20 protein-coding genes are annotated in these 22,284 nt (G+C 69.1%); 8 read left to right on the top strand and 12 right to left on the bottom strand.

What is annotated here, in order from left to right:
- Positions 1–10: 10 nt before the first annotated feature.
- The 5 genes from ATL45_RS40015 to ATL45_RS16965 all read right to left on the bottom strand — a co-directional run bounded on the left by ATL45_RS40015 (position 11) and on the right by ATL45_RS16965 (position 3,596).
- Positions 11–1,312, bottom strand: a complete 1,302-nt coding sequence (locus ATL45_RS40015) for a PPE domain-containing protein (protein WP_281276030.1) — start codon at positions 1,310–1,312, stop codon at positions 11–13.
- A gap of 110 nt (positions 1,313–1,422) precedes the next feature.
- A complete protein-coding gene (locus tag ATL45_RS16980) occupies positions 1,423–1,965 on the bottom strand; it encodes a DUF3558 family protein (RefSeq protein ID WP_170210256.1) in 543 nt (180 codons plus the stop codon).
- A 13-nt stretch (positions 1,966–1,978) separates the two neighbouring features.
- The gene (locus ATL45_RS16975; protein WP_246025392.1) at positions 1,979–2,377 is read right to left on the bottom strand and encodes a hypothetical protein; all 399 of its coding nucleotides are present in this window, start codon (positions 2,375–2,377) and stop codon (positions 1,979–1,981) included.
- 136 nt (positions 2,378–2,513) lie between these two features.
- Positions 2,514–2,747, bottom strand: coding sequence for a DUF397 domain-containing protein (locus ATL45_RS16970; RefSeq protein ID WP_093155164.1), 234 nt, complete (start codon positions 2,745–2,747; stop codon positions 2,514–2,516).
- Positions 2,748–2,753: 6 nt separating this feature from the next.
- The gene (locus ATL45_RS16965) at positions 2,754–3,596 is read right to left on the bottom strand and encodes a helix-turn-helix domain-containing protein (RefSeq protein WP_093155166.1); all 843 of its coding nucleotides are present in this window, start codon (positions 3,594–3,596) and stop codon (positions 2,754–2,756) included.
- Between the two features lie 110 nt (positions 3,597–3,706).
- On the opposite strand from ATL45_RS16965, the gene ATL45_RS16960 reads away from it, so the two are divergent.
- Together ATL45_RS16960 and ATL45_RS16955 are read left to right on the top strand one after the other, a co-directional pair.
- Positions 3,707–3,922, top strand: coding sequence for a hypothetical protein (locus tag ATL45_RS16960; RefSeq protein WP_093155167.1), 216 nt, complete (start codon positions 3,707–3,709; stop codon positions 3,920–3,922).
- Positions 3,923–4,033: 111 nt separating this feature from the next.
- Entirely contained in the window at positions 4,034–4,363 is a 330-nt protein-coding gene (locus tag ATL45_RS16955) for a hypothetical protein (RefSeq protein WP_093155169.1), read from the top strand.
- Positions 4,364–4,497: 134 nt separating this feature from the next.
- On the opposite strand, the gene ATL45_RS16950 is transcribed toward ATL45_RS16955, so the two are convergent.
- Positions 4,498–5,646, bottom strand: coding sequence for an MFS transporter (locus tag ATL45_RS16950; protein WP_246025391.1), 1,149 nt, complete (start codon positions 5,644–5,646; stop codon positions 4,498–4,500).
- Positions 5,647–5,742: 96 nt separating this feature from the next.
- Here ATL45_RS16950 and ATL45_RS16945 point away from each other — a divergent pair, with 96 nt between their 5' ends.
- Positions 5,743–6,069 (top strand): ArsR/SmtB family transcription factor, encoded by a 327-nt coding sequence (locus ATL45_RS16945; RefSeq protein ID WP_093155170.1) that lies wholly within the window; start codon positions 5,743–5,745, stop codon positions 6,067–6,069.
- Between the two features lie 451 nt (positions 6,070–6,520).
- On the opposite strand, the gene eccCa is transcribed toward ATL45_RS16945, so the two are convergent.
- Entirely contained in the window at positions 6,521–10,630 is a 4,110-nt protein-coding gene (gene eccCa, locus ATL45_RS16940) for a type VII secretion protein EccCa (protein ID WP_093155172.1), read from the bottom strand.
- Between the two features lie 292 nt (positions 10,631–10,922).
- Here eccCa and eccD point away from each other — a divergent pair, with 292 nt between their 5' ends.
- Together eccD and mycP are read left to right on the top strand one after the other, a co-directional pair.
- On the top strand, positions 10,923–12,362 hold the full coding sequence (eccD, locus tag ATL45_RS16935; RefSeq protein ID WP_093155173.1) for a type VII secretion integral membrane protein EccD: 1,440 nt from the start codon (positions 10,923–10,925) through the stop codon (positions 12,360–12,362).
- 11 nt (positions 12,363–12,373) lie between these two features.
- Entirely contained in the window at positions 12,374–13,771 is a 1,398-nt protein-coding gene (gene mycP, locus ATL45_RS16930) for a type VII secretion-associated serine protease mycosin (protein WP_093155175.1), read from the top strand.
- Positions 13,772–13,832: 61 nt separating this feature from the next.
- Here mycP and ATL45_RS40010 read toward each other — a convergent pair whose 3' ends face one another.
- From ATL45_RS40010 to eccB, 3 genes are all read right to left on the bottom strand, one after another.
- Entirely contained in the window at positions 13,833–15,293 is a 1,461-nt protein-coding gene (locus tag ATL45_RS40010) for a WXG100 family type VII secretion target (protein WP_093155177.1), read from the bottom strand.
- A 2-nt stretch (positions 15,294–15,295) separates the two neighbouring features.
- Positions 15,296–15,607: a DUF2563 family protein gene (locus ATL45_RS16920; protein WP_093155178.1), complete on the bottom strand. Its 312-nt coding sequence runs from the start codon at positions 15,605–15,607 to the stop codon at positions 15,296–15,298.
- Positions 15,608–15,764: 157 nt separating this feature from the next.
- On the bottom strand, positions 15,765–17,354 hold the full coding sequence (gene eccB, locus ATL45_RS16915; RefSeq protein WP_093155179.1) for a type VII secretion protein EccB: 1,590 nt from the start codon (positions 17,352–17,354) through the stop codon (positions 15,765–15,767).
- A gap of 175 nt (positions 17,355–17,529) precedes the next feature.
- On the opposite strand from eccB, the gene eccE reads away from it, so the two are divergent.
- Both eccE and ATL45_RS16905 read left to right on the top strand, forming a co-directional pair.
- Positions 17,530–18,852, top strand: coding sequence for a type VII secretion protein EccE (gene eccE, locus ATL45_RS16910; protein WP_093155180.1), 1,323 nt, complete (start codon positions 17,530–17,532; stop codon positions 18,850–18,852).
- Positions 18,849–19,580, top strand: coding sequence for a hypothetical protein (locus ATL45_RS16905; RefSeq protein WP_093155181.1), 732 nt, complete (start codon positions 18,849–18,851; stop codon positions 19,578–19,580). The genes eccE and ATL45_RS16905 overlap by 4 nt, the downstream gene beginning before the upstream one ends.
- A 234-nt stretch (positions 19,581–19,814) precedes the next feature.
- On the opposite strand, the gene ATL45_RS16900 is transcribed toward ATL45_RS16905, so the two are convergent.
- Both ATL45_RS16900 and ATL45_RS16895 read right to left on the bottom strand, forming a co-directional pair.
- Complete coding sequence (locus tag ATL45_RS16900) at positions 19,815–20,276, bottom strand: VOC family protein (protein WP_093155183.1); 462 nt, start codon at positions 20,274–20,276, stop codon at positions 19,815–19,817.
- Positions 20,273–20,839, bottom strand: a complete 567-nt coding sequence (locus ATL45_RS16895) for a DinB family protein (protein WP_093155184.1) — start codon at positions 20,837–20,839, stop codon at positions 20,273–20,275. The genes ATL45_RS16900 and ATL45_RS16895 overlap by 4 nt, the downstream gene beginning before the upstream one ends.
- 198 nt (positions 20,840–21,037) lie before the next feature.
- On the opposite strand from ATL45_RS16895, the gene ATL45_RS16890 reads away from it, so the two are divergent.
- Positions 21,038–21,991, top strand: a complete 954-nt coding sequence (locus tag ATL45_RS16890; RefSeq protein ID WP_093155186.1) for a helix-turn-helix transcriptional regulator — start codon at positions 21,038–21,040, stop codon at positions 21,989–21,991.
- Positions 21,992–22,284: the final 293 nt, after the last annotated feature.

The raw sequence follows: 22,284 nt of genomic DNA, 5'->3' as shown, positions 1-22,284 counted from the left end.
TTTACCCCCGTCAGTTGCCCCAGTCGCCGAAGACCGGCGGAGCGGTCCTGGGCATGTCGTCCAGCCAGATGTCGTCCTGCTCCTCCAGCCAGCTCGGCCGGTCGTGCTCCTGGTCCTCGCTGCCCTGACCGCGCTGACCGGCACCGGCGCCCATCCCGCCACCGGCACCACCACGAGCACCGGCACCGCCAGCGGCGGCACCACCGACACCGCCCGCACCGGCTCCGGCACCGAGCCCGCCCATGCCCGCACGGCCGCCGGCGCCCATGCCGGGACCACCGGCACCGGCACGACCACCGGCGCCCATGCCACCGGCAGCGCCGGGCCCGCGACCGCCTGCGCCGCCGGGGCCACCAAGACCACGACCACCAGGCCCGCCCGGACCGCCGCCGGGCGGCATCGCGCCGAGGAAACCACCGCCACCACCACCGGGCGGAGTGCTACCGGGCGGCGTAGCGCCGAGGCCCGGCCCGGGGAGGTTCGGCTGCCCGGCCCATTGCGAACTGCTCTGCGCCGGAGGCGTGTAGCCGCCACCCGGTAGGCCACCGCCGCCGGGAATGCTGCCGCCACCCGGCACGCTGCCGCCGCCGGGAACGCTCCCGGAGGGCTGCCCGGAAATCCCGGACGGCGTGGAGGAAATCGCCTGCTGGTTGCTCCGCCCCTGGTCCGGCGGCGGAGGAGGGTTCAGCGGATCGACCGGCGGAGGGAACGTCGGAGTGCTGGAGTCGACGGACTGGTAGCCCGAGGCGTAGACGTTCTGCACGAGCTGCCGAGCCTGCTGCGTGGCCTCCCGCTGCTCCATCATCTGCTGAGCGCCGTCGATCACGCCGCCGCCGGGAGAGATGACGGTCCGGAACCCGTTCCGCAGCCCGTCGAACTCCTTCGGAGGCTCCAGAGTCGCCTTCGTCTGCCCAGCAGCATTCCCGGCTTCCTGGACCTTGTAGCCGGTACCGCTCAAGGAGTCGCCGAACTGCCGCCCCCACTCCTGCAGCGGCTTCGCAGCGCTGAGGCCAGCCTCGGCGGCCTCACCCTGCAGCTGGTCACCGGCGGCCCTGCGGGTCTCCGGCTCCAGGTCCGCGAAGATCTCGGCGATCTCCTTACCCAGCGCGATCCAGGCCTGGCCTGACTCGTTGATCTCCCCGGGCTGGAGCGACTGCCCGAGCTGGTTGTACAGCCGGGCATGATCCCAGTCGTTCCAGTTGTCGTGCTGGGTGATCGAAGCAGGGTCAGTGCCCTGAATGTCCAGGCCCGCCTGCTGCTGAGCCAACTGCTGCCCGCGCTTCTCGCTGGCAGCAGTAGCGGCCTCCGACATGAGACGCCGCTGCTCCTCAGCCCGCGTCTCACCTATCCCCGTGACCCTGGAGAACGCGTCTCCAGCCGCCCCGAAAACGTCAACCATGCCGTTCCCCCTCGGCTAAATCCCTACTTCGGCAACTTCGGCTCGACGACCTCAGCGACCTCCATCGCCTTGGCACAGGTGGCCTCGTCGCTCTGCTTCTTGTCGGCGTCGTACCCGAACTGGACGCTCACAGATCCACTACCGACCTCGATGACCTGGCTGCACAGGCTCTGGCCGACAGCACCCTTGGTGACCTGCTTGATGCCGTTGCGCGAGCCGACCTTGTTCTCCTCGAAGATCGCGAACTTGTCACGCTGCCCGTGCCAGTAATCGATGCTGTCGGTCTCGCCCTTGTAGATCGCGAACGCGAAACCATCCGCGTCGAAGTCGCAGCCCACCTCACCAATGCCCTGGTCCACAGGTTCTCCTGGCTCAGTGACACCAAGCTGCTGCAGCTCATCGGGAGACAGCACGGTGCAGGGATCAACGCTCGCGAGGACGTTCTCGGGTTCAGGTGCCGTCGTAGGCTCAACGCTCCCACCACCAGCACCACCAGTGGAGCACCCAGCGAGGAGAAGTCCTACAGCAGTCCCAACCACGGCGACCGCGAGTCGTGTCGTACGCATAACCACCATCAGATCAGACGTTCCGGTTCAGGTTGCGAGCGTGTTCGTCGTCCGTGTTCTGCATGTCCCGAGCGGAGTCCCGGTACGCCTGCGCCATGTCCCGCAGGATCTTCTCCATCTTGTCCAGGATTGCCACGAGGCCAACCTCGGGAGCGTTGACCTTGTCCTCAAACTTCTGCCCAAGAGCACGCCCGATGTTGCAGTCACCGAAAGCGGATTTGGCAACGAGGCGATCGGTCCTGAACCTCTTCTTCCTGAGCTTCTCGGCCTTGTCCTCGTAGACCTTGGCGACGGCCTCGGCCGCCTCTGGAGTCATCACGACCTTGCCGCTGTCGACTGCAGCGCGCAGGCCTGCGGCCTGTCCGGCGAGCGCGCTGGCGCCGGCGGCGAAGCCTTCCATCCCCGTTGTCACGGAGTCCCCCTACCCGTTCGTGATCAGTACAGGTCACACGCTGGTGTGATCACGACAGCAGAGAGTACAAGAGCCCGCCCGCGGAGCGGGACAACATTCGCGAAACTTCTTCCACAGACCGCCCGGACGGCCCTGCTCACCAGCGACGATCCCGCAACCCTGAGACGAACGTCGCCCACTGCCTCCGAGGGAAGGCCAACACGGCCCCACCGGGATCCTTCGAGTCCCGAACCCCGACCACCTCAACCCCAGCAGCCACCTCGACGCAGTCACCCTCGGCACCGCTGTATGAGGACTTCGACCAGCCCACCTCGACGCATTCAGACTGACTGCCGCTGTAGCTCGACTTCCGCCAGTTGACCGCGTCCATCAAGACTCACCCTTCGCGCTCGTGCCGCCTCGCGTAGGTCGAGATGAGTTCAGCCGATTCATCAAGTCCCAACGCTGTCTGACGCAGCGTAGACCGAGCCTGCACAAATGGGGCTACGTCGTCCGGGTCATCCAGGAACACTCCGCAACGGCGCTGCTCCAGATGTACGACCGGACGGGAGCTCACGAACTCAAGCAGGTGGAAGCCTCCATCCAGACCGGTGTGCTCACCAACTGAGAACGGAACGACTCGGATCTGGACGTTGTCGAGGGAAGACACCCTGACCAACTCGTCGAGTTGGCGCGCCATCAGCTTCCCGCCACCGATGGCTCGACAGAGCACGGCCTCATCGAGGATCGCTTCGTACTCCACCGGATCAGGCTTTGTCAGAATCCCTTGGCGGACCTGACGAATCGCAACGAGCTGCTCGACACTGCCGCCGGGCTCGACACCGAACGCAGTCAGCAGCGCTCGCGAATGCTCTCGCGTCTGAAGCAGGCCAGGAATCCGAACGCCCGCAACCGAGGTGATGCGCGTCGACCTGCTCTCGGCGTCTGCGAGCTCGCTCAGCTGCACGGGAACGCCACCACCGAACTCCCACCAGACCGGCTGGTCGAGCTCGCGAGCCATCTTCAGCAGTCGATCCCGCTTGTGGCCAGTGACCGAGAGTGCATCCAGGAACGCCTGCGCGGATTCCAGGGTCAGACCTCGCTGCGCCGTCTCGAAACGACTCACCTTCGCTTCGGACCACCCCAGGACGTCACCGACCTGCCGCATCGAGACTCCGGCCGCATTGCGCACAGCGCGAAGTTCTTTCGCCAACGCTCTTGCCCTGGGTGTGTCCTGCATAGACACAGGTTACGGGCTCAGACCCCCACAGTTGATCCCGCTCGATCGTGTAGTTGCAAGCCTTGCCAGGTATAGCAAGACTTGCAGAGACAAGATCGGAGGGAGTCGGAATGTCGACCTACTTGAAGTACGTGTGGCGCCCGGTCACGGGCGGCCGTCACGCTTTCCCCATCGCAGCAACGAAAACCCCACTCGACGATGAGGTCGAGGCCTACTGCGGGGCCAACGCTCCCGCGGCCGAGCTGCATGATCGGTCCGAAGTGGACTGGGTACGTGAGCGCTCGTGCATGAAGTGCTGGCGCCACCTCGCCGACAAGGGCCCGTGACGCCGCGGGCCCGGCGGCGATTTCGCGCGAAGTCGCCACGCCGTACGCCTACCGATTGCTGATCTCGCGCGAACTCGCGCCACAACCGCCTGCGGAAGGGAACCCGCCGTCATGGTCTGGATCCAGCTCAGCACCTTCGTACTGTTCAACGTCCTCCTGATCGCCCTGATCGCCACGCAGCTCCCGTTCGGAGGCTTGAGATTCGCGACAGGCCAGCATGCCGGGACAGGAGAAGGTGAGTACACGGTGTGGCATCTCATCGCCGATGTCGAAGCCGAACGCCATCGCGACGCCGCCGACGCCGGTGCTCATGCGCGCCGCCGCGAGCAACCACCCATAGCGCTCGAACCACCAGCACAAACCGAAAACGCGCCTGAGCTGCGTTTCCCCGAGCTTGACCCCGATGACCAGCCCACCGGGCGCCACCACCTCCGCCAGTAGGCCCCGAAGCCGGGTCGGTGCGGCACGACATCCCCCGGCCACCGCCGCACCGGCCCACCCAGGTGGCCGGGCGCGACCCCCTCCCCGCGCCCGGCCACCGCCCCCGCAGGTCGCCTTGTTCGGAAGAGTTCCCGCTATGCCGGAATCGGGGTTCTTGCCGCTGAACTGGTGGTTCTGACTGCCAGGAGCAGGCCCAGGAGGGCGATGGTCGCCGCTGTTGGGGCCAGCCAGGGCGTGCCCGCTGCTGCCAGGACCGTTCCGCCGATCGCCGAGCCGAGGCCCGCTCCAACGTAGATCGCCGAGCCGTTCAGGCCGAGCGCCACCGTCGGGGCGTCCGCGGCCAGCTCGAACAGGCGGTGCTGCTGCGGCACCATCAGCATTCCGCTGAAGGCCCCCGCTCCGAAGCCGATCAGCAGGGTCGTCGGGAGCGTCAGCGCAGCCCAGTTGAGCAGGGCGAACACCAGGGCCATGCCAGCCAGCGAGAGCAGCAGGACCCGCTTCGGGCCGAAGCCGTCGGTGCCGCGGCCCGCCAGCGAGTTGCCCGCCACCTGACCGACGCCGAAGGCCACCAGCACCCACGACAGCATCGCTCCCGGTGCGGCCGTTCCGAGCAGCAGCGGCAGGTAGGCGAAGACGGTGAAGCTGGCGAACATGCCCACGACCGTGATCAGCAGGACCTTCACCACCGCCGGGCGCACCAGGACCGCGAGCCGGTCCCGCAGCCCGACCACCGGCAGCCGCACCTGCGGCAGCACCGGGATCGCGACCGCCACCAGCACTCCGACCACGCCGATCGCCCACATCACCGCGCGCCAGCCGAACCACTGCCCGCCCAGCACGCCGAGCGGCACGCCGAGCACCGTCGACGCGGTCATCCCCGCAGCCACCGTCGCCAGCGCTCGGCCGCGCTGCTCCGGAGCGGCGAGCGCTCCGGCCACCGCGTAGGCGTTCGCCTGGAACGCCGCCGCGCCGAGCGCCGCCAGCACCCTGGCCACCGCCACCACCGCGAAAGTCGTGCCGAGCGCCTGCCCCGCCATGCCGACCGTGAACACCGCGAGCCCGCCGCCGAGCAGCACCCGCCGGTCCCAGCTCCCGGTTACCGACGCGATGACCGGCGAACCCACCGCGTAGGTCACCGCGAACAGCGTCGTCAGCTGACCCGCCACCGATTCGGAAACCCGGAGATCCCGGGCGATTTCGGGCAGCAGCCCGTTGAGGATGAAACCGTCGGCGCCGACCGCGAAGGTGCCCACGGCGAGGACGAGCAGCGTGCTGAACCGCAACCGATCATTCGATGAGCGTCGAATCGTCACGGGGCATGATCATGCTGAACCATTCGATGCTTGTCAAACAATCGAAGGGAAGTAGGCTCGGCGCTCGTGACCCGCACGCTCCCGCAACCCGGCCGCAACGATCTGGACATCCTGAAGGTGCTGCACGCACTCGCCGATCCGGTGCGGCTCGAACTGCTCCACACTCTCAGCCGCGAGACCGAGCCGTCGGTCTGCTCGCTGGACGCCTACGACGTCGACGTCAGCGCGCCGACCCTCTCCCACCACTGGCGGGTGCTGCGCGAAGCCGGCCTGACCACGACCTTCGTCAACGGCCGAAACCGCTGGGTGGAGCTGCGCCGCGAGGACCTGTCGGCGCGCTTCCCCGGCCTGCTCGAAGCGGTCCTCGCCGCCTTCGAGCACCGCCCCTCCTGACCCGTCGAGATGCAATTTCAATTGAAATCAGACGTCAAATTTCAATTGAAATCGCACGAAACCGGACACGCCGTCGGCGTGTCGGGTGCCCGACGCGCCGACGGCGTGCGCAACTTCCATTGAAATCGAAGACCTGATTTCCATTGAAATTGCGGACCCCGAGGTCCCCGGACCCCGGGACACCGGACCCCAGGACACCGGACCCCAGGACACCGGACACCGGACGCCAGGACACCGGGCCCCAGAACACCGGACCCCAGGACACCGGACACCGGACCTCAGAACACCGGACGCCAGGACACCGGGCCCCAGAACACCGGACACCGGGTCCCCGGGCCCCGGGACGCCGGAGCCTGGACCTCGGAGCAGCGGCGGAAGAACTTGCCGGAGAACGGGAGAAGCCCTCCCCAGCCGAGGCTGAGGAGGGCTTCTCCCGTTCAGACCGTGACGATCACTCCGGCGGGATGAACGCCGTCTGGATCATCTGCGGGCCGCCGCGCAGGCTGCGGGACACCAGGGTGCCTCGACCCGGCGGGAGCTGGCGGGACTTGATGTTCGCCACCAGCTGGCCGTCGTCCTTGTTCGCGCTCATCGCCAGACCCGGGGCCGACGTCTCGCGCATCTTGCCGATCAGCGGCTCGTACAGCGCACGCCCCGCACCACCAGAGTTGCGGGCCAGCACGATGTGCAGACCCACGTCGCTGGCCGTCGGGATGAACTCCGCCAGCGGCGCCAGCGGGTTGTTGCCCTGCGGTGCCACCAGCTCGTAGTCGTCGACGATGACGAACAGCTCCGGACCCTTCCACCAGGAACGGTTCTTCAGCTGCTCCTGCGTCACGTCCGGACCCGGCAGACGCTTCTTCAGCGATCCCACCACGTCCTTGACGTTGCCCTTGAGCTGGTCCGCACCCACCGAGTACTCCAGCAGGTGGCCGGTGTTCAGGAAGCCCAGCATCGTGCGCCGGTAGTCGACCAGCAGGATGAGCGCTTCCTTCGGCGTGTACCGCTCCGTGATGCCCCGCACGATCGTGCGCAGCAGAGCCGTCTTGCCCGACTCCCGCTCACCGAACGCGTAGAAGTTCGGCTCGGCGGCGAAGTCCAGGTAGACCGGGTGCAGGCCGTCCTCGTTGATGCCGATCGGCACCAGCTTCGGGTTCGGCTGCTGCTCCGGACGCGGCAGCTGCTGGTGCGGCAGCAGGTCGGGCAGCAGCCGGACCTGCGGCGCCGGACGGCCCTTCCAGGAGCTCTTGACCCGGTTCACCAGGTCAGCGACACCGTCGGAGACGTCCTCGTTGTACAGCTCCCAGCCCATCCGCGGGGCGCGGACCGGCTTGCCCTCGTCGATCTCCCGCTTGACCAGCTCGATCTCCGCCTCGACGCGGTCGCCGATGGACTCGCTGTCCACGCGGGGCAGCGCGGTCAGGAAGTGCAGCTTGGAGCCGTGCATACCGCGACCCGGTCGGCCCTGCGGCACCTTCACCGCGAACTTGCGGTCGATCTCCGACTCGCTCGTGTCACCCAGCCGCAGCTCGACGCGGGTCTGCATCAGGTCCTTCATCGCCGGGCGGATCTCCGCCCAGCGCGCCGCGGTCACGAACACGTGCACGCCGTAGGCGAGACCGTTGGCCGCCAGGTTCAGCACGTCCTGCTCGAGGGTCTCGAACTCCTCGCGGAAGGTCCGCCAGCCGTCGATGATCAGGAACGCGTCGCCGAACGGGTCGTCGTCGAACTCACCGCGCCGACGCCGGTTGCGGTAGTCGTTCATGCCCTCGATGCCGTGCTGCTGGAAGCGGGCTTCCCGCTCGCTGAGCATCGTCTTCAGCTCGGCGATCGTCCGGCGGACGGCGTCCTGGTCGCGCCGGGTGCCGTAACCACCCACGTGCGGCAGGCCGCGCAGCGCCGCGATGGAACCACCACCGAGGTCGACGCAGTAGAACTGCACTTCCTGCGGGGTGTGGGTCAGCGCCATCGAAGCGATCATCGCGCGGACCGTGTTCGACTTGCCGGCGCCGACACCGCCGACGATCGCGCCGTGACCGCCCTGACCGCTCAGGTCGAGGATGTACGGGTCCTGGCGCTGGTGGTACGGCACGTCGATCAGGCCGATCGGCACCTGGAGCCGACCGCTGCCCGCGTAACCCGCCGCGGTGTAACCGCGGTCGTCGGTCTGCTGCAGCGGCGGCAGCAGGCTGTCCAGCGTCGGCGGGGTGTCCAGCGGCGGCAGCCACACCTGGTGGGCGGGCGGGCCCTGGCCGTGGACCTTGTTGATGATGATCTGGAAGTCGGTCGGGTCGAGGTCGCTCTTCTTCTCTTCCTTGACCTCTTCGACGGCCGGCTTCTCCGGCTCCTTCGGCTTCTCCACGTAGTCCGGGATGAAGCGGCGCGGCATCTTCTCACCGGTGACCGGCGACGAACCGCCCTTGAGCGCCGGGCGGCGACCGCTGGTCTGGTTCACGTGCCCGGACACGTAAGCGGCGCGGAACCGCTCCATGCCGTTGGGGTGCTTCAGGTAGCCGTGACCACCGGTGGTGGGCAGGTCGGCGGCGTCCGGGACACCGATCGCCGCGCGGGAGTCCGCCGCGTTGAAGGTCTTCAGACCGATCCGGTACGACAGGTGCGAGTCCAGACCGCGCAGCTTGCCCTCTTCCAGCCGCTGGGAGGCGAGCAACAGGTGGACCTGCAGCGAACGACCCAGTCGACCGATCTCGTTGAAGAGGTCGGCGAATTCCGGCTGCTTGGACAGCAGCTCGGAGAACTCGTCGATGACCACGAACAGCGCGGGCAGCGGCTCCTGGCAGCGGGCGTCGCCCGCCTCGCCCATCTTCCGGTAGTCCCAGACGTTCTTCGCGCCCGCCTTGTTCAGGACCTCCTGACGGCGGTTCATCTCACCGGCGAGCGCGTCCTGCATGCGGTCGATCAGCGAGCCGTCGCCCTCGAGGTTCGAGATGTTCGCCGACACGTGCGGCGCCGGGTCGAACCCGTTGAAGGTCGCACCACCCTTGAAGTCGACGACCACGAAGTTGAGCATCGACGACGAGTGGGTGGCGATCAGGCCGAGCACGATGGTGCGCAGGAACTCGGACTTACCGGAACCGGTCGAACCGACGCACAGACCGTGCGGGCCCATACCGCCGGAGGCGGTCTCCTTGATGTCCAGGTGGACGATCTCGCCGTGCTCGCCGGGGCCGATCGCGACGCGGTAGAGGTCGTCGCGGGACCGCGGCCGCCAGGCCTCGTTGAGGTCGAAGGTGACGACGTCACCGGCCAGGCCCAGCTGCTCGATGTAGTTCAGCGGCGTGGTCAGCGGCTCGTAGCCGCCGCTGTCGGCGTCGGCCGATGCACCCGCGCCACCGGCGACCCGGTACGGGGCCATCTGGCGGGCCAGCGAGGTGGCTTCCTCCATGGTCAGCGAGTCCGGCTTGCCGAACCACTCCACACCGCTGCCACCGCGGGCACCGATCCGGTCCTCCTCGACGACCATCCGCATGCCGCGGCGCGCGGTGAGCTGGCCGAGCAGGTCGGACAGGTCGATCATGGTGACGCCCGCCAGGCCGCCCTCGACGTAGAGCGCTTCCTCGCGGCTGATCTCGGCGTCGTCGATGATGATCACGATGTGCGGCTGGCCGTCCGGCGGCGCCGCGTTGCGCTGGAAGCGCGGCCGCTCGGCGAGCTGCTCGGAGAGCATCTGCTCCAGCGCGGCCAGCGAACCGGCCATCAGCCGCATCTGGCCGATGCCGTCGGTCTCGGTCGGGTGCTGGGCGTGCGGCAGCCACTTCACCCACTCCCACTCGGTGCGCGCGCGGCCGCTGCTGGCGACCGCGATCATCACGTCGTCAGGAGTGTGGAAGGTGGCCAGCTGGCACACCATCGCGCGGGCCAGCGAGCGCACGAGCTCCTTGTCGCCCTGCAGGCCGACCGCGGCGAAACCGCGCAGCGAGGTGGCGATCGGCAGGTCCGGCACCAGCGAGTGCGCGCGGACGAAGCGCCGCAGGGCCAGCGTGGTGATCGGCTCCAGCTCGTCGACCGGGCCGGTCTGCGGCGGCACCAGGCGGGTTTCCAGCCGCTGCGAACCGCGGCCCACGCGCACCTGGCAGAAGTCGTTGTCGTTCGGGCGTCGCTCCCACATGCGCCGGCTCCCGGTCGCCAGCGACCACAGTCTCTGCGGGTCGGGGTGCACCCACTCCCGCGCCAGCCGCTGCTCGTCGGCTGCTTCCCTGGCGCGGTCGCGCATCTGACCGAGGTACCGCAGGTAGTCCTTGCGGTCCTCGTTCATCTCGGCCTTCTTCTGGCCGCCTTCCTTGCCACCCCCGGCCATCATCCCGAACGTTGAGATGAGCATCATCATCGGCATCATCATCATCATCGGGTTGTTCTGCGCCCGCTGGAGCATGAAGACCATCATTCCCAGCGAAGCGACGATCATGACGGCCGGCAGGACCTTCTGGACGATGTTGCCCGGAATGGTCCGCGGGATCTCCGGCGGTGGTTCGAGGTGCACCTCCCCGCCCGGTGGCCTGGGAGCGGCCAGGCGTGGCGTTCGCTTGAACTGCAGCGTGCTCACCGGACGCAACAACCTTTCCGTGTCAAACGTGCTCTCGATGTCGCGCCCAGCATTCTGCACAGCTGCGGCGCCACCGGCGGCGGGGTGGGAGTCGGACGTGACCAAGCAGATATCAAGTCGTTGGCACGAGTTCCGCCAAACCCGTCACCCCTCGACGGTCGGTGTGGCCATACTAGGGGCGCTCTCCGGCCAGGCGGGTCGGTTTCGCAAAGAAAAACTCGCCTTGGTTGGATCGAGCCCCAGACGACAAATGAATGCAAGGCAATCAACCTTCAGGGAGTAGGGGGCCCAAGTGGCGACCGGGACCACGGTGTTCAGCCGCGTGACGGTGGTGGCACCTACAACTCGCATCGACCTGGCGCTGCCTTCCGACGTGTCGGTGGCAGACCAGCTGCCGATGCTGCTGGATATGGCCCGCGAGACGACGCCGGACGGCGGTTCGCGGCACGGGGGCTGGGTCCTGGCACGGCTTGGCGACAGCGAGCCGCTCGAACCGAACCAGTCGCTGGCCGCGCAGGGCATCGTGGACGGCGACATGCTCCAGCTGCGGCGCGGTGCGGACAACCCGCCGCCGCCGCTGTACGACGACGTGGTGGACGCGCTCGCCGAGGCCGAGCCCGGCAGCTACCGGCCCTGGACCAAGGAAACCGCGGCGAAGATCGGCCACACCGCGGGTGCGCTGGCGCTGATCGGCGCGGCCGCGGCCATCGGGCTGGCCGGCCCGGCCGGGCTGCTGCAGGCCAACATGGACCTCACGACCGGGGTCGTGTACCAGATCGTGGCCGCCGTGCTCGGCATGGTCGTGGCGATCTTCGCGACCGGCGTCGGTTCCATCGTGACCCGCGCGTACGCCGCGCCGACCACCGGAACCGTCATCGCGGCGGCGGGCGGTCTGCCGTTCGCCTTCGTCGCCGGTTTCAACATGGTGCCCGGCAACGCGCTGGAGCCGAGGCTGCTGCTGGCCAGCGCGCTGATGCTGATCTTCGCCTCGGTGGCGATCATGGTGATCGGCGCGGGCATCGTCACGTTCATCGCGGCGGCCACCGCGGGCGCCTTCGGCACCGTGGCCTTCATCATCGGCACCCTGGTGCCGCAGGCCAACACCGCGGGCATCGCCGCCGGTGTCGCGGCCGTCGGCCTGGCGGGCATCTCGCTGCTCCCGCGCATCACCATCCAGCTCGCGAAGCTGCCGCTGCCGCACGTGCCGGGCAGCGCGGAAGACCTGAAGGAAGACACCGGGTTCCCGGACTACCGGATGATCGAGCGGCAGACCGGCCTGGCGCACCAGTACATGACCGGCCTGATCGTCGGCTGCGGCATCGTCGCGGCGCTCGGCGCGGTGGTGGCCGCGGTGTTCAGCCCGATCTGGGGCGCGGCGTTCGCCGTCGTGGTCTCCGCGGTGCTGCTGCTGCGCGGCCGCAACTACGCCAACGGCAGCCAGGCGATCGCCCTGCTGTTCAGCGGTCTGCTGTCCTCGCTGGGCGTCACCATCGGCCTGCTCGCGCAGGTCGGCTCGATGCCGATCGCGGTGGCCTGGGTGTTCCCGCCGCTGCTGCTGCTGGGCGTGCTGTCGATCATCTTCGGCGTGGTGTTCCCGAACCGCCGGTTCTCGCCGGTGCAGCGCCGCATGGTGGACATCCTGGAAGCGGTCCTGATCGCCCTGGTACTGCCGCTGGCGCTGGCCGCGATGGACCTCTACATGTACATCCGCGACCTCAACATCAACTTCTGAGGGACGGCTCGATGCGCTCAAGGTTCTCCCGCAGCACGCTGCGCACCTCCGCGCTGCTCGCCGCGGTCGGTGTGTTCGCGTTCAGCGGGCCGACAGCACCTGCCGCGGCGCAGTCCCTCGTACCGCCGGAGCTGGACCTGTCCAAGCGGACCGGCGCCGCGCTGGACAAGTTCGGCTACCCGCAGAAGCAGGCCTGCATGCAGGGCAACCCCGGCGGCGGCATGATCGAGGAGAAGCCGTGGAGCCAGCGGGTCCTCGGCTACGAGCGGGCTCATGAACAGGGCTTCAAGGGCCAGAACATGAGCGTCGCGGTCATCGACACCGGTGTGAACAACCACCCGCGGCTGCAGGGCCGGCTGATCGCGGGTGACACCAGCATTCCCAAGGGCGGGCCGCTCACCGACTGCGACGGGCACGGCACCATCGTGGCGGGCATCATCGCGGCCGCGCCGGACCCGACGAACCAGACCGCCTACGTCGGGGTCGCGCCGGAGGCCTCGATCCTGTCCCTCCGGCAGTCCTCCAGCCTGTTCATCGAGGACGAGACGAACAAGACGGTCGGCAACACCGAGACGATGGCGCAGGCCATCAACAGGGCAGCGGCCGACGGCGTCGACGTCATCAACATCTCGCAGTCGTCCTGCCAGCCGATCGCGCAGGCCGCCGACCCCCGCAACACCGGCAACCAGCAGCTGCAGACGGCGGTCAAGGAGGCCTACGACGCGGGCATCGTGATCGTCGTCGCGGCGGGCAACGTCGGTGGCACGTGCCAGAAGAACCCGAGCGGCAGCCCGACGACCGCGGTGCTGCCCGCCTGGTTCGACGACTACGTGCTCACCGTCGCCTCCGTGAACGAGCAGGGTGCGCCCTCGGAGTTCACCGTGCCGGGTCCGTGGGTGGACGTGGCCGCTCCGGGCCAGAACCTGATCACGCTCGACCCCGGTGCGGGCGGCACCGGTCTGGCCAGCCAGATCGCGCACGGTCAGGACGGCCAGATGGGTCCGATCGAAGGCACCAGCTTCGCCGCCCCGTACGTGGCCGGGCTGGCGGTGCTGATCAAGCAGAAGTTCGCGGCGGAGGGCAAGAACCTCACGGCCGAGCAGATCATGGACCGGATCAAGGAGACCGCGCTGCCCGCCGGCGGTTCCGGCGGGCGCAACGACATCGTCGGCTACGGCACTGTCGATGTGGCGGCGGCGCTGGGCGAAGTGGTTCCGTCCGAGTGGGGTCGGAAGGACCCGCCGCAGAAGCAGGCGCGGCTGGGCGCCGATGTGATCCCGCAGAAGGACTACCCGGCGCTGATCATCGCGATCGGCGGTGCGGGCGCGGGAATCGCGGCGATCGTGTTCACGGCGTTCCTGACCAACGCGGTCCGCAACGTCCGAGCCCGGACCCGCGGCAGTCGCTAGCAGTACCGACCAGAAACGGCCCGGCGTCCGATGTGGACGCCGGGCCGTTCTGCGTTTCGGGTCAGCCCCGCCGCTTGGGCGGAGGTGCGTCGCCGACTGAAGCCGTGCCGGTCTTCGGCTTGGGCGGCGGAGCATCGCCCACGGATGCTGTACCGGTCTTCGGTTTCGGCGGAGGTGCGTCGCCCACGGATGCCGTGCCGGTCTTCGGCTTGGGTGGCGGTGCGTCGCCCACGGATGCCGTGCCGGTCTTCGGCTTGGGTGGCGGTGCGTCGCCGACCGAGGCCGTCCTGGGCTTGGGCGGCGGGGTGTCGCCGACCGCTGCCGACTTCGGCTTCTCGACGCCGGGCGACTTCGGGTGGAGGGCGTCGTCGATGGACTTGCGCGGCTTGTCCTTCTCGAAGATCGACGGGATGTCCAGCTTGCCCTTGCGGGCCACCGGTTCCGCGGGCTTCTGATCCGCCGGGGAAGCGCCGAAGACCGCCGGGGCCGTCGTCGGCGGCGTGCCGAACAGCTCCTCCGGGTTCGACTTGAGGCGCGATTGGTTCTTCCGCTCCTGACCACCGCCCTGAGCGCCACCCATCATCCCGCCCATCATGCCCATGGGCATCATGCCGCCCATCATCCCGCCGCCTGCGGCGACAGCACCGCCCGCGGCGACCGCACCACCGGCAGCGGCAGCTGCGGCAGGCGGAGACGCCATCGAGGGCTCCCCGGCCGCGGTCCGGCCACCCGGTTCCAACGGCGCTTCAGCGGCGGCAGTTCCCGCACCGCCGCCAACCGAACCGGCACCGCCAACCGCACCGGCTCCGCCACCGGCTCCGCCACCGGCACCGGCGCCGCCGCCTCCGGCACCGCCACTGCCGGAGCCGCCCGCCGATGACGGGTCGGTCTTCGCCGGCTGCTCCGGTGCGGCGGGTGCGGTGAAGTCCCAGGCCTGCGCGGGCATCCGCTTGTCGAACTGGACCGATCCCGTCGAGCGACCGGCCTCCAGGTCCTCGCAGAACCGGGCGAAGGCCCGATAAGTGTCCGAAATGGACTCCGCCAGCTCCAGCGCGGGCCGGGCCAGCTCGCCGAGGTGCTTGCGGGCCCGCTCCGGGCCGCCCTCGGGCGCCAGCAGAGCCGACGTCACCGAGTCCGCCGCCTCCGCGATCAGCTCGCCGAGGTCGTCCACCTGCTCCTGCACGGCATCGGCGGTGTGCTCCATCACCTCGGCCAGCGCGCGCATGGCGTCGATCAGGTCGTTGCCCGCCAGGCCGACCTCGCGGATGTGGCCGAGGAAGGCGTCGGCGTCCGCGCCCTGCCAGGACGAGTCGATGCCACCGAGCCTGCCCTGCACGTCGGCGGTCGCCCGCTCCACCGCGTCGGCGTTCTCCCGCCAGACGCGGGCCGCTTCGCGCAGGTTCTCGTGACGGCCGACCAGATCCGCCAGATCGGCGGGAATCGAGTTGGCGAACTCCAGCTCGCGCGCGATGCGCGCCAGGTAGTCGAGGTGCTCGGCCACCGCGTTCTTGTCGCGCACCATGCTCAGCTCCCCTGCTTCCGAATCTCGACGGCACCGTCGTCGTCGCCACCGGAGTGGAAGTCCACGACCTCGCGCAGCTCGTCGCCCGCGCGGGTCAGCGTCTCGCCCGCGCGGCGGCTCTCGTCCACCAGCAGCTGGAACAACCGCTGGTAGGACTCCGCGGCCCCGGCGTTTCGGCCGAGCTCGCCGAACGTCTCCGGGGCCAGCTCCGCGGCGGCCAGCTTCTGCGGTGCGGTGGCGATCTCCTCACCGGCCGTGCGCACTTCCCGCGCGTACGTCGCCAACCATTCGACATCGACCCGGATCCCCGCCATCCGGTACCTCCCGCTCACTCGCTGCTCAGCGGCCCGCTGCTTTGGGCCCTTATAGCAATCCGCCCGCAGCACCTACCGTTGCTGCGGGCGGATCGCTTGTTCTCTCGGACGTTGGAGCGTGCCTGTTCGGTTCCCTTCCTCCGGTGGTGCCGGAGGATCAGCTACCGGCCTGGGCCACTCCTGCTTGCTGCTGCTGCGGTTTCTGCAGCGGGCGGTTGACGCCCGGGCCGACCGGAACCGCGTCGTAGGTCATGCTCGCGTTGGCCGGGTCGAGGAAGTCGCCCTTCGGCAGCACCCGCGTCAGCCAGGACGGCCCCGCCTTGATGTCCCCGCCACCGCCGATGACACCGAGCCCCTGCGCGGTGGCGACATCCTTGATGCCGTACTGCACGCCCTGGTCGGCGACCAGGAAGATCGGGCCGCTGTCCGCGCCGGCCTCGTTCGGAGCAGCGCGCACCACGGCCGCCTTGCCCGCGGGCATGTAGAAGTAGTCGACCTGCGGGCCGGCACCGTCGTACTGTGCGAGCTTGACGGCCGCCTTGGCAGCCGGTGTGCCCTTGTTCAGGGTCGCCGTGATGTTCTGAGTGCCGTTGACGTTCTTCCAGCTCAGGCACGAGGTGTCGGACTGCTGGAAGGTGACCGGGGTGGGCACCGCGACCGGGAAGCCCGACAGGTTGAGCTGCTCGCTCGAGTCGGCTTCGGCGGCGTCGGTGATCGCACCGGTCGCGTTGGGAATCTCCCGGCTGCTGGTCTTGCTGGCGTGCAGAACCGCCGCCGCACCCTCGCTGATCTTCTGCTTGCCGCTGGGCAGCAGCAGGTAGAAATCGTCGGGCTGGCCCGGAACGGTCCGGCGAACGACGTCGCCGACCTTGCGGTTGGTCATGTAGTCCTGCAGCTGCTCGCGGTCCCGCTCGATTTGCGGCACGTGCAGCGGCGGCACCTCGAAGATCGCATTGAGCATGTTGGTGCTGATGGTGCGCGGCGTCGCGCCCCGCAGACCGTACATGTCCAGCACCGTGGTCTCGGTCTTGTCGATCAGCGACTTGACCACGCGCGTGTGCGGCTGGCCGGGCAGGTCCTGCACCCGGTAGATCAGGTACTCCCGCTGGGAGGTCTGGTCCTTGACGTACAGCGACTGGTCCAGGCCCAGCTCGGTGCCGTGGTTGCCGTCACCGCCGATCACCGTCGTCTGGACCTTCGTCTCCGCCTCGACGCGGGCGTCGTTGATGGTGTCCTTGACCTGGCCGACGTCGCAGATCGCCCACGACGGCTCGGCGATGTTCTTCGCGTCCGGCAGGTAGGTCGGCGCGTTGACCAGGCCGGTGAGCGAACCGCGCGGGAAGTCGCCCAGCGCCGATTCCTTCACCACCGTGGTCGGGACCGCACCACCGCCCTGCGCACCGCCCTGGGCCATCACCAGCAGCTTCGCCGATGCCACGTTGAGCATCGGGATGAGCCGCTTGTCCGCCTGCTCGTCGGAGGTGACGACGAAGACGGCGCCGGTCTCCTTGCCGATGATGATGGAACCCGGTTGCGGCACCGAACCTTTGCCGCCGAACAGGCCCCACACCAGGAACCCGATGCACGCGATCGCCGCGAGCACGGCTCCGGCGACCGTGGCCCGCTTGTGCGAACCCATCGGATCGTGGAGCATCACCGCGTCTTTGCGCACCAGCGCCGACTCCATGCGGCGGAGCACGAACCGATACGCCTGAACCTGTGACTTCGTTGTGGGTGTTGATGCCATTCTTCGCCTACAGCTCTCCCGTCCGAGGTACGGTTTCGCAGGATAGTCGCAGAGAGATGCCGAATGGGTGCGGTTCGACCGAGTCCGTCAGTATTCTCTCCACGCGGCTGATCGAAGATTCGCGTCCCAGCGCGCCGAGTGCCGCACCTACCTGCGAGGGGGAGAGACCGAACGGATGTCCGTGACCACGCAACATCCGGCCCAGCCGAAAGCTCCCGGGCCCGCCAATCCGCCCCGCGCTCGCATCCGCGCGCGGCGGCGGCGCATCAACGGCGTAACGCTCGGCGGCATCCCTGCGGCCAACATCGTGCTCATCGAGGTGGGCCTTGCCGTCGGGCTCATCCTGACGATCATCGGCGCGAAGCTGAACCTGGTGCAGGTGCTGCTCCCGGTCGGCGGCGGATTCGCGCTGCTGTGCCTCATCATCGCGCTGCTGCGGCGGCGCGGTCGCTGGTTCACCCAGTGGTTCGGGCTGGTGCTCGAGTACCGCGGGCGCAACCACACCCGGGTCTCGCACCCGGCCGACGTCGACGCGATGGAGCCGGCGGAGGACAAGAACGGCGACGGCATCATCGGCCCCGACGAGAACCACCGCGTGGCACTGCTGCGGCTGGTCGTCGAGGACCTGGTGATCGCCCGCAGCCAGGACCACGACCGCAACCCGGTCGGCATGTCCTGGCACAACGGCAAGTGGACCGGCGTGCTGATGGTCGAGCCGCCGCCGTCGCTGCTGAACCCCGTTGACAGCGCGCCGAACCTGCCGCTGGGCGTGCTCGCGCCGTGCCTGGAGGACCGCGGCGTCGTGCTCGACGCGATCCAGGTCATCTGGCACTGCTACCCGGGCAGCGCGGCGCTGCCGTCGAACTCGCCCGCGCTGAACTCCTACCTGGAGGTCCTCGGCCGGCTGCCCGCCGCGGCGCGGCGCACCACCTGGATCGCGGTGCGGCTGGACCCGCAGCGCTGCGCCAAGGCGATCGGCGAGCGCGGCGGCGGCATCCTGGGTGCGCAGCGCGCGCTCATCGGTGCGATGTCCCGCGTGCGCAACGCGTTGGAGCGGCAGGGAATCCCGAGCCGCCCGCTGGACCCGGACGAACTGCTGCAGGCCGGGATTTCCTCGGCGGAGCTGCACAACGTGCTCGGTTCGCAACGCCCGGTGGGCCTCAAGGAGCGCTGGGACGGCGTGACCGCCGGTGGCGTCGGCCACTCCAGCTACGCCATCACCGGCTGGCCGAACCAGATGAACGACAGCCTCAACGCGCTGACCGGTATCCGCGCGCTGTCCACCAGCATCGCGCTGTCCATCTCGCCGGTCGGCGAGGAGAACGAGGTCGGTCTGCGCGGTCTGGTCCGGGTCAGCGCCCGCACGCCCGCCGAGCTGGACACCGCCGACGAGCGGCTGAAGGCGATCAGCAACCGCCTCGGGCTGACCCTGACCCCGCTGCGCGGCTCGCAACTGGCCGGTTACGCAGCGACGCTGCCGCTCGGAGGTGCGGCATGAGCCGAAGCAGAACGATCGATGTTCCCGGAAACAAGGCGGCGGCACCGGAATTCCTGGTCACCCCGGAAACCCTGGACGCCATCAGCCCGTCCGGCGACCGGGGCGGGGTGATCATCGGCTCCAACCCGCAGAACGAGGCGGAAGCGGCGTCGATCCTCCGCCCGCACCCGACCCGCATGGTCACCGTCGGGGGCCTGTACCTCGCGCGGCAGCTGGCGCTGCGCGCGATGGCCACCGGCGCGTGGGTGATCGTGGCCACCGGGCGTCCGGGTGCGTGGAAGATGCTGGAGCGGGCCGCCGGGCAGGCCCCGGACGGCAAGCCGGTGCCGCTGGTGCAGATCCGCAAGCTGGCCCCGTTCGAGCTGCCGCGGTCCTCTGAGGACACTCCGCTGCTGGTGATCCACGACGGCGGTGCGGTGCCGCAGGAGCTGTTCCCGCCGCGCGCGCCGTGGCAGACCACCATGTACGTGCTGCCCTACCTGCACCCGCAGGTGAGCAGCGGCACGGCGGCGAACACGGCGGACCTGGTGCTGCTGCAGCGCCTCCCGCTGAACCAGGCGCAGCTGGCCCAGCGCATCTGGAGCCTGATGAACAACCAGGTCCAGCAGCTGACCCAGCTCAAGGATGACCAGGTGATCGCCCTGGGCAACATGACCTGGACGCTGATCCGCCTGGTGACGAACAAGAAGGAGCAGGAGATCCTCGGCCCGATCCGCCGCGGCGACTGACCTCCAGCACCGAACGACGAGGAGCCCCGGCCGCACAGGCCGGGGCTCCTCGCTTCTCGTCCCCACCACCACTCCGACCACCTGATCCGCCGCCCCCACGCTCCGTCATCGGTGGTGACGCAATTTCAATTGAAATCGGATGTCTGATTTCAATTGAAATTGCGGAAGTTCGCGACGCGCACCGGTGTGTCGGGCGCCCGACACACCGGTGGTTCCCCCAGCGGAAGACCGCGGTCAGTCGAGGCAGAACTCGTTGCCCTCGGGATCGGCCATCACGATGTGGCCGCCTTCGAGCGGTGGAACCGGCTCGTGGCGGCTCACCCGGCTCGCACCCAGCGCGACGAGGCGCTCGCACTCGGCTTCCAGCGCCGCCATCCGCTCCTCGCCCTGCAGTCCGGGCGCCGCGCGGAGGTCGAGGTGCACGCGGTTCTTCGCGATCTTGTCCTCCGGCACCTGCTGGAAGAACAGCCGCGGGCCGCGCCCCGCCGGGTCCTCGACCGCCGACCTCGTGTTGCGCTGCTCGGCGGGCACACCGATCCGCTCGAGGAACTCGTCCCACGCGTCCAGCGGATCGGCGCCCTCGGCCAGCTCGACGCCGGGCGGGCCGGGGAGGACGTAGTGCAGCGCATCGCGCCAGAAGACCGACAGCGCCCGCGGATCGCGCGCGTCGAAAGTGACCTGGAACTCGCGGCTCATCGCAGGGATCCGTTCTTGTGCAGGTAGAGGTCGCGCAGCAGCGACACTTCGGACAGGTGGTGGATGAGCTCGCGGTTGATGTGCAGCACCAGCTCCGCCATCGAGCGCTCCGCATACGGCCCCTCCGCCGGGCCGCACGGTTCGGCGAGTCCTTCCTCACCGAGGGATTCGACCCCGGTGAGCCAGGTGGCCAACTCCGCGTCGAGCTGATCCAGCGCTTCGGCTGCGGTCGTCGCGTACTCGAACGACTCGTAGTCGGTGGGCGTGCGGCCGAAGTGCGAGGCGTTCCGCATCGCGAGGACGCCGACGATCACGTGCCCGAGACGCCAGGAGATGGTGGTGAACGGCACCGGCTCCGGTTCCGGGAACGCGAAGTCGATGGTCATCGCGCCCGTACCGGCCTGCATCTGCGCGATGCCGGTGCCGCGCGGGCGCACGTTCCAGCAGTCGGCCACGGGCTCCCAGAAGTACTCCTCGTCGGTGAGGCCGTCGAGTCGCGGGCGCAGCTGCCCGTTCCAGTGCCAGATGAGCTGGTCGCGAAGCATGGAGTTCCAGTCGGTCATGCGGACATCGTCGCGGAAATAGCGGACAGGTGCCTTCCGTGATTCGTGCGAAGATCTGCGCATGACACCCCTTGCGTCAGCCCGAGTCCTGCTCGACCGCACCCCAGGGGACCGTGACGCAGCCCAGCCACAAGAAACCGCACAACGCGAGATCAATCCAGACGCAACCACCACTGAAAATCGCGGAGAGGCGGGACAGTGACCACGGAGCGGGTGTTGCGGCTGCTGGCGCTGCTCCAGCGACGGCCGTCCTGGACCGCCACCGAGCTGGCCGCCGAGCTCGGTGTCACCGACCGCTCGGTGCGGCGCGACGTGGAGCGGCTGCGGGCGCTCGGCTACCCCGTGCACGCGACGGCGGGCGTCGGCGGCGGCTACCAGCTCGGCGCGGGAACCCGGCTGCCACCGCTGCTCTTCGACGACGAGGAGGCGATCGCGACGGCGGTCTCGCTTCGGCTGGCCTCCGGCGGCACGGTCGCGGGCACCGGCGAGGCGGCGCTGAGCGCGCTGGCGAAGCTCGACCAGGTCATGCCGCCGCGACTGCGCGCCGAGGTCCGAGCGGTGCACGGCGCGACCGACACGCTCGTCGGCCCCGGCACCGAGATCGACGCGGAACTGCTGGTGACCCTCGCCCGCGCCTGCCGTGACGCGGTCCGCGTGCGGTTCCGCTACACCGGTCGCGGCGGTGAGGAGCGCGAGCGCACGGTGGAACCGGTGCGGATGGTCGCCACCCGTCACCGCTGGTACCTGATGGCCTTCGACGTCGACCGCGACGATTGGCGCACCTTCCGCCTGGACCGGATGCGCGACGTGGCGGCGACGACCTGGCGCTTCCGCCCGCGAGAGCACCCGGACCCGGCGGCCTACGTCCAGCACTCCACCTCCGAAGCGCCGTACCGCCACCTGGCCCGGGTCCGCCTGCGCGCCACCGCCGCCCAGGTCCGCGAACGGGTGCCGCCCCAGGTGGCGAAGGTCGAGGACGCCGAGGACGGCTGGTGCACCCTCACCGCGGGCGGCAACGACCTCAACTGGCTGGCCATGCACATCGCCGCCCTCGACCTCGAAACCGAAGTCCTCGACCCGCCGGAGCTCCGCGAAGCAGCCCACCGCCTGGCCCAGCGGCTGACCGCGATGGCAACTCCGAAGAAGTCCTAAGTGGACTCCAGTGGCTCGCAGGTCGTCCCAGGAGGCGGTGTTCGCCCGAAGCCCAGGTACCTGTTGCTGCACAGGTCACCGGTGAGGTACGGGCCGTGGCCGAAGTCCTCGGACTGCACCACTACCGGTTCGCGAAGCCGGGCGCCTGCCCGGGGCTGATCACATCCGGTCCCGCAACAGCCTTGAGATCCAACCGGAGGCCGCAATTTCAATGGAAATCAGGGGCTCGATTTCAATGGAAGTTGCGTAGTCGTCGGCGTGTCAGGACCCGACACGCCGTCGGCGGCGGGCGA

The sequence above is a fragment of the Saccharopolyspora antimicrobica genome (genome assembly GCF_003635025.1).
GTDB classification, from domain to species: Bacteria; Actinomycetota; Actinomycetes; order Mycobacteriales; family Pseudonocardiaceae; genus Saccharopolyspora; species Saccharopolyspora antimicrobica.
The sequence above is the reverse complement of the archived record's forward strand: the minus strand, read 5'-3'. Positions and strand labels throughout refer to the sequence as shown.

Bases quoted from the DNA above. Each gene is read 5' to 3' on its own strand.
- ATL45_RS40015 (WP_281276030.1), bottom strand. From the start codon at position 1,312: ATGTCGGAGGCCGCTACTGCTGCCAGCGAGAAGCGCGGGCAGCAGTTG.
- ATL45_RS16980 (WP_170210256.1), bottom strand. From the start codon at position 1,965: ATGCGTACGACACGACTCGCGGTCGCCGTGGTTGGGACTGCTGTAGGA.
- ATL45_RS16970 (WP_093155164.1), bottom strand. From the start codon at position 2,747: ATGGACGCGGTCAACTGGCGGAAGTCGAGCTACAGCGGCAGTCAGTCT.
- ATL45_RS16965 (WP_093155166.1), bottom strand. From the start codon at position 3,596: ATGCAGGACACACCCAGGGCAAGAGCGTTGGCGAAAGAACTTCGCGCT.
- ATL45_RS16960 (WP_093155167.1), top strand. From the start codon at position 3,707: ATGTCGACCTACTTGAAGTACGTGTGGCGCCCGGTCACGGGCGGCCGT.
- ATL45_RS16955 (WP_093155169.1), top strand. From the start codon at position 4,034: ATGGTCTGGATCCAGCTCAGCACCTTCGTACTGTTCAACGTCCTCCTG.
- mycP (WP_093155175.1), top strand. From the start codon at position 12,374: ATGCGCTCAAGGTTCTCCCGCAGCACGCTGCGCACCTCCGCGCTGCTC.
- ATL45_RS40010 (WP_093155177.1), bottom strand. From the start codon at position 15,293: ATGGTGCGCGACAAGAACGCGGTGGCCGAGCACCTCGACTACCTGGCG.
- ATL45_RS16920 (WP_093155178.1), bottom strand. From the start codon at position 15,607: ATGGCGGGGATCCGGGTCGATGTCGAATGGTTGGCGACGTACGCGCGG.
- eccB (WP_093155179.1), bottom strand. From the start codon at position 17,354: ATGGCATCAACACCCACAACGAAGTCACAGGTTCAGGCGTATCGGTTC.
- eccE (WP_093155180.1), top strand. From the start codon at position 17,530: ATGTCCGTGACCACGCAACATCCGGCCCAGCCGAAAGCTCCCGGGCCC.
- ATL45_RS16905 (WP_093155181.1), top strand. From the start codon at position 18,849: ATGAGCCGAAGCAGAACGATCGATGTTCCCGGAAACAAGGCGGCGGCA.
- ATL45_RS16900 (WP_093155183.1), bottom strand. From the start codon at position 20,276: ATGAGCCGCGAGTTCCAGGTCACTTTCGACGCGCGCGATCCGCGGGCG.
- ATL45_RS16895 (WP_093155184.1), bottom strand. From the start codon at position 20,839: ATGACCGACTGGAACTCCATGCTTCGCGACCAGCTCATCTGGCACTGG.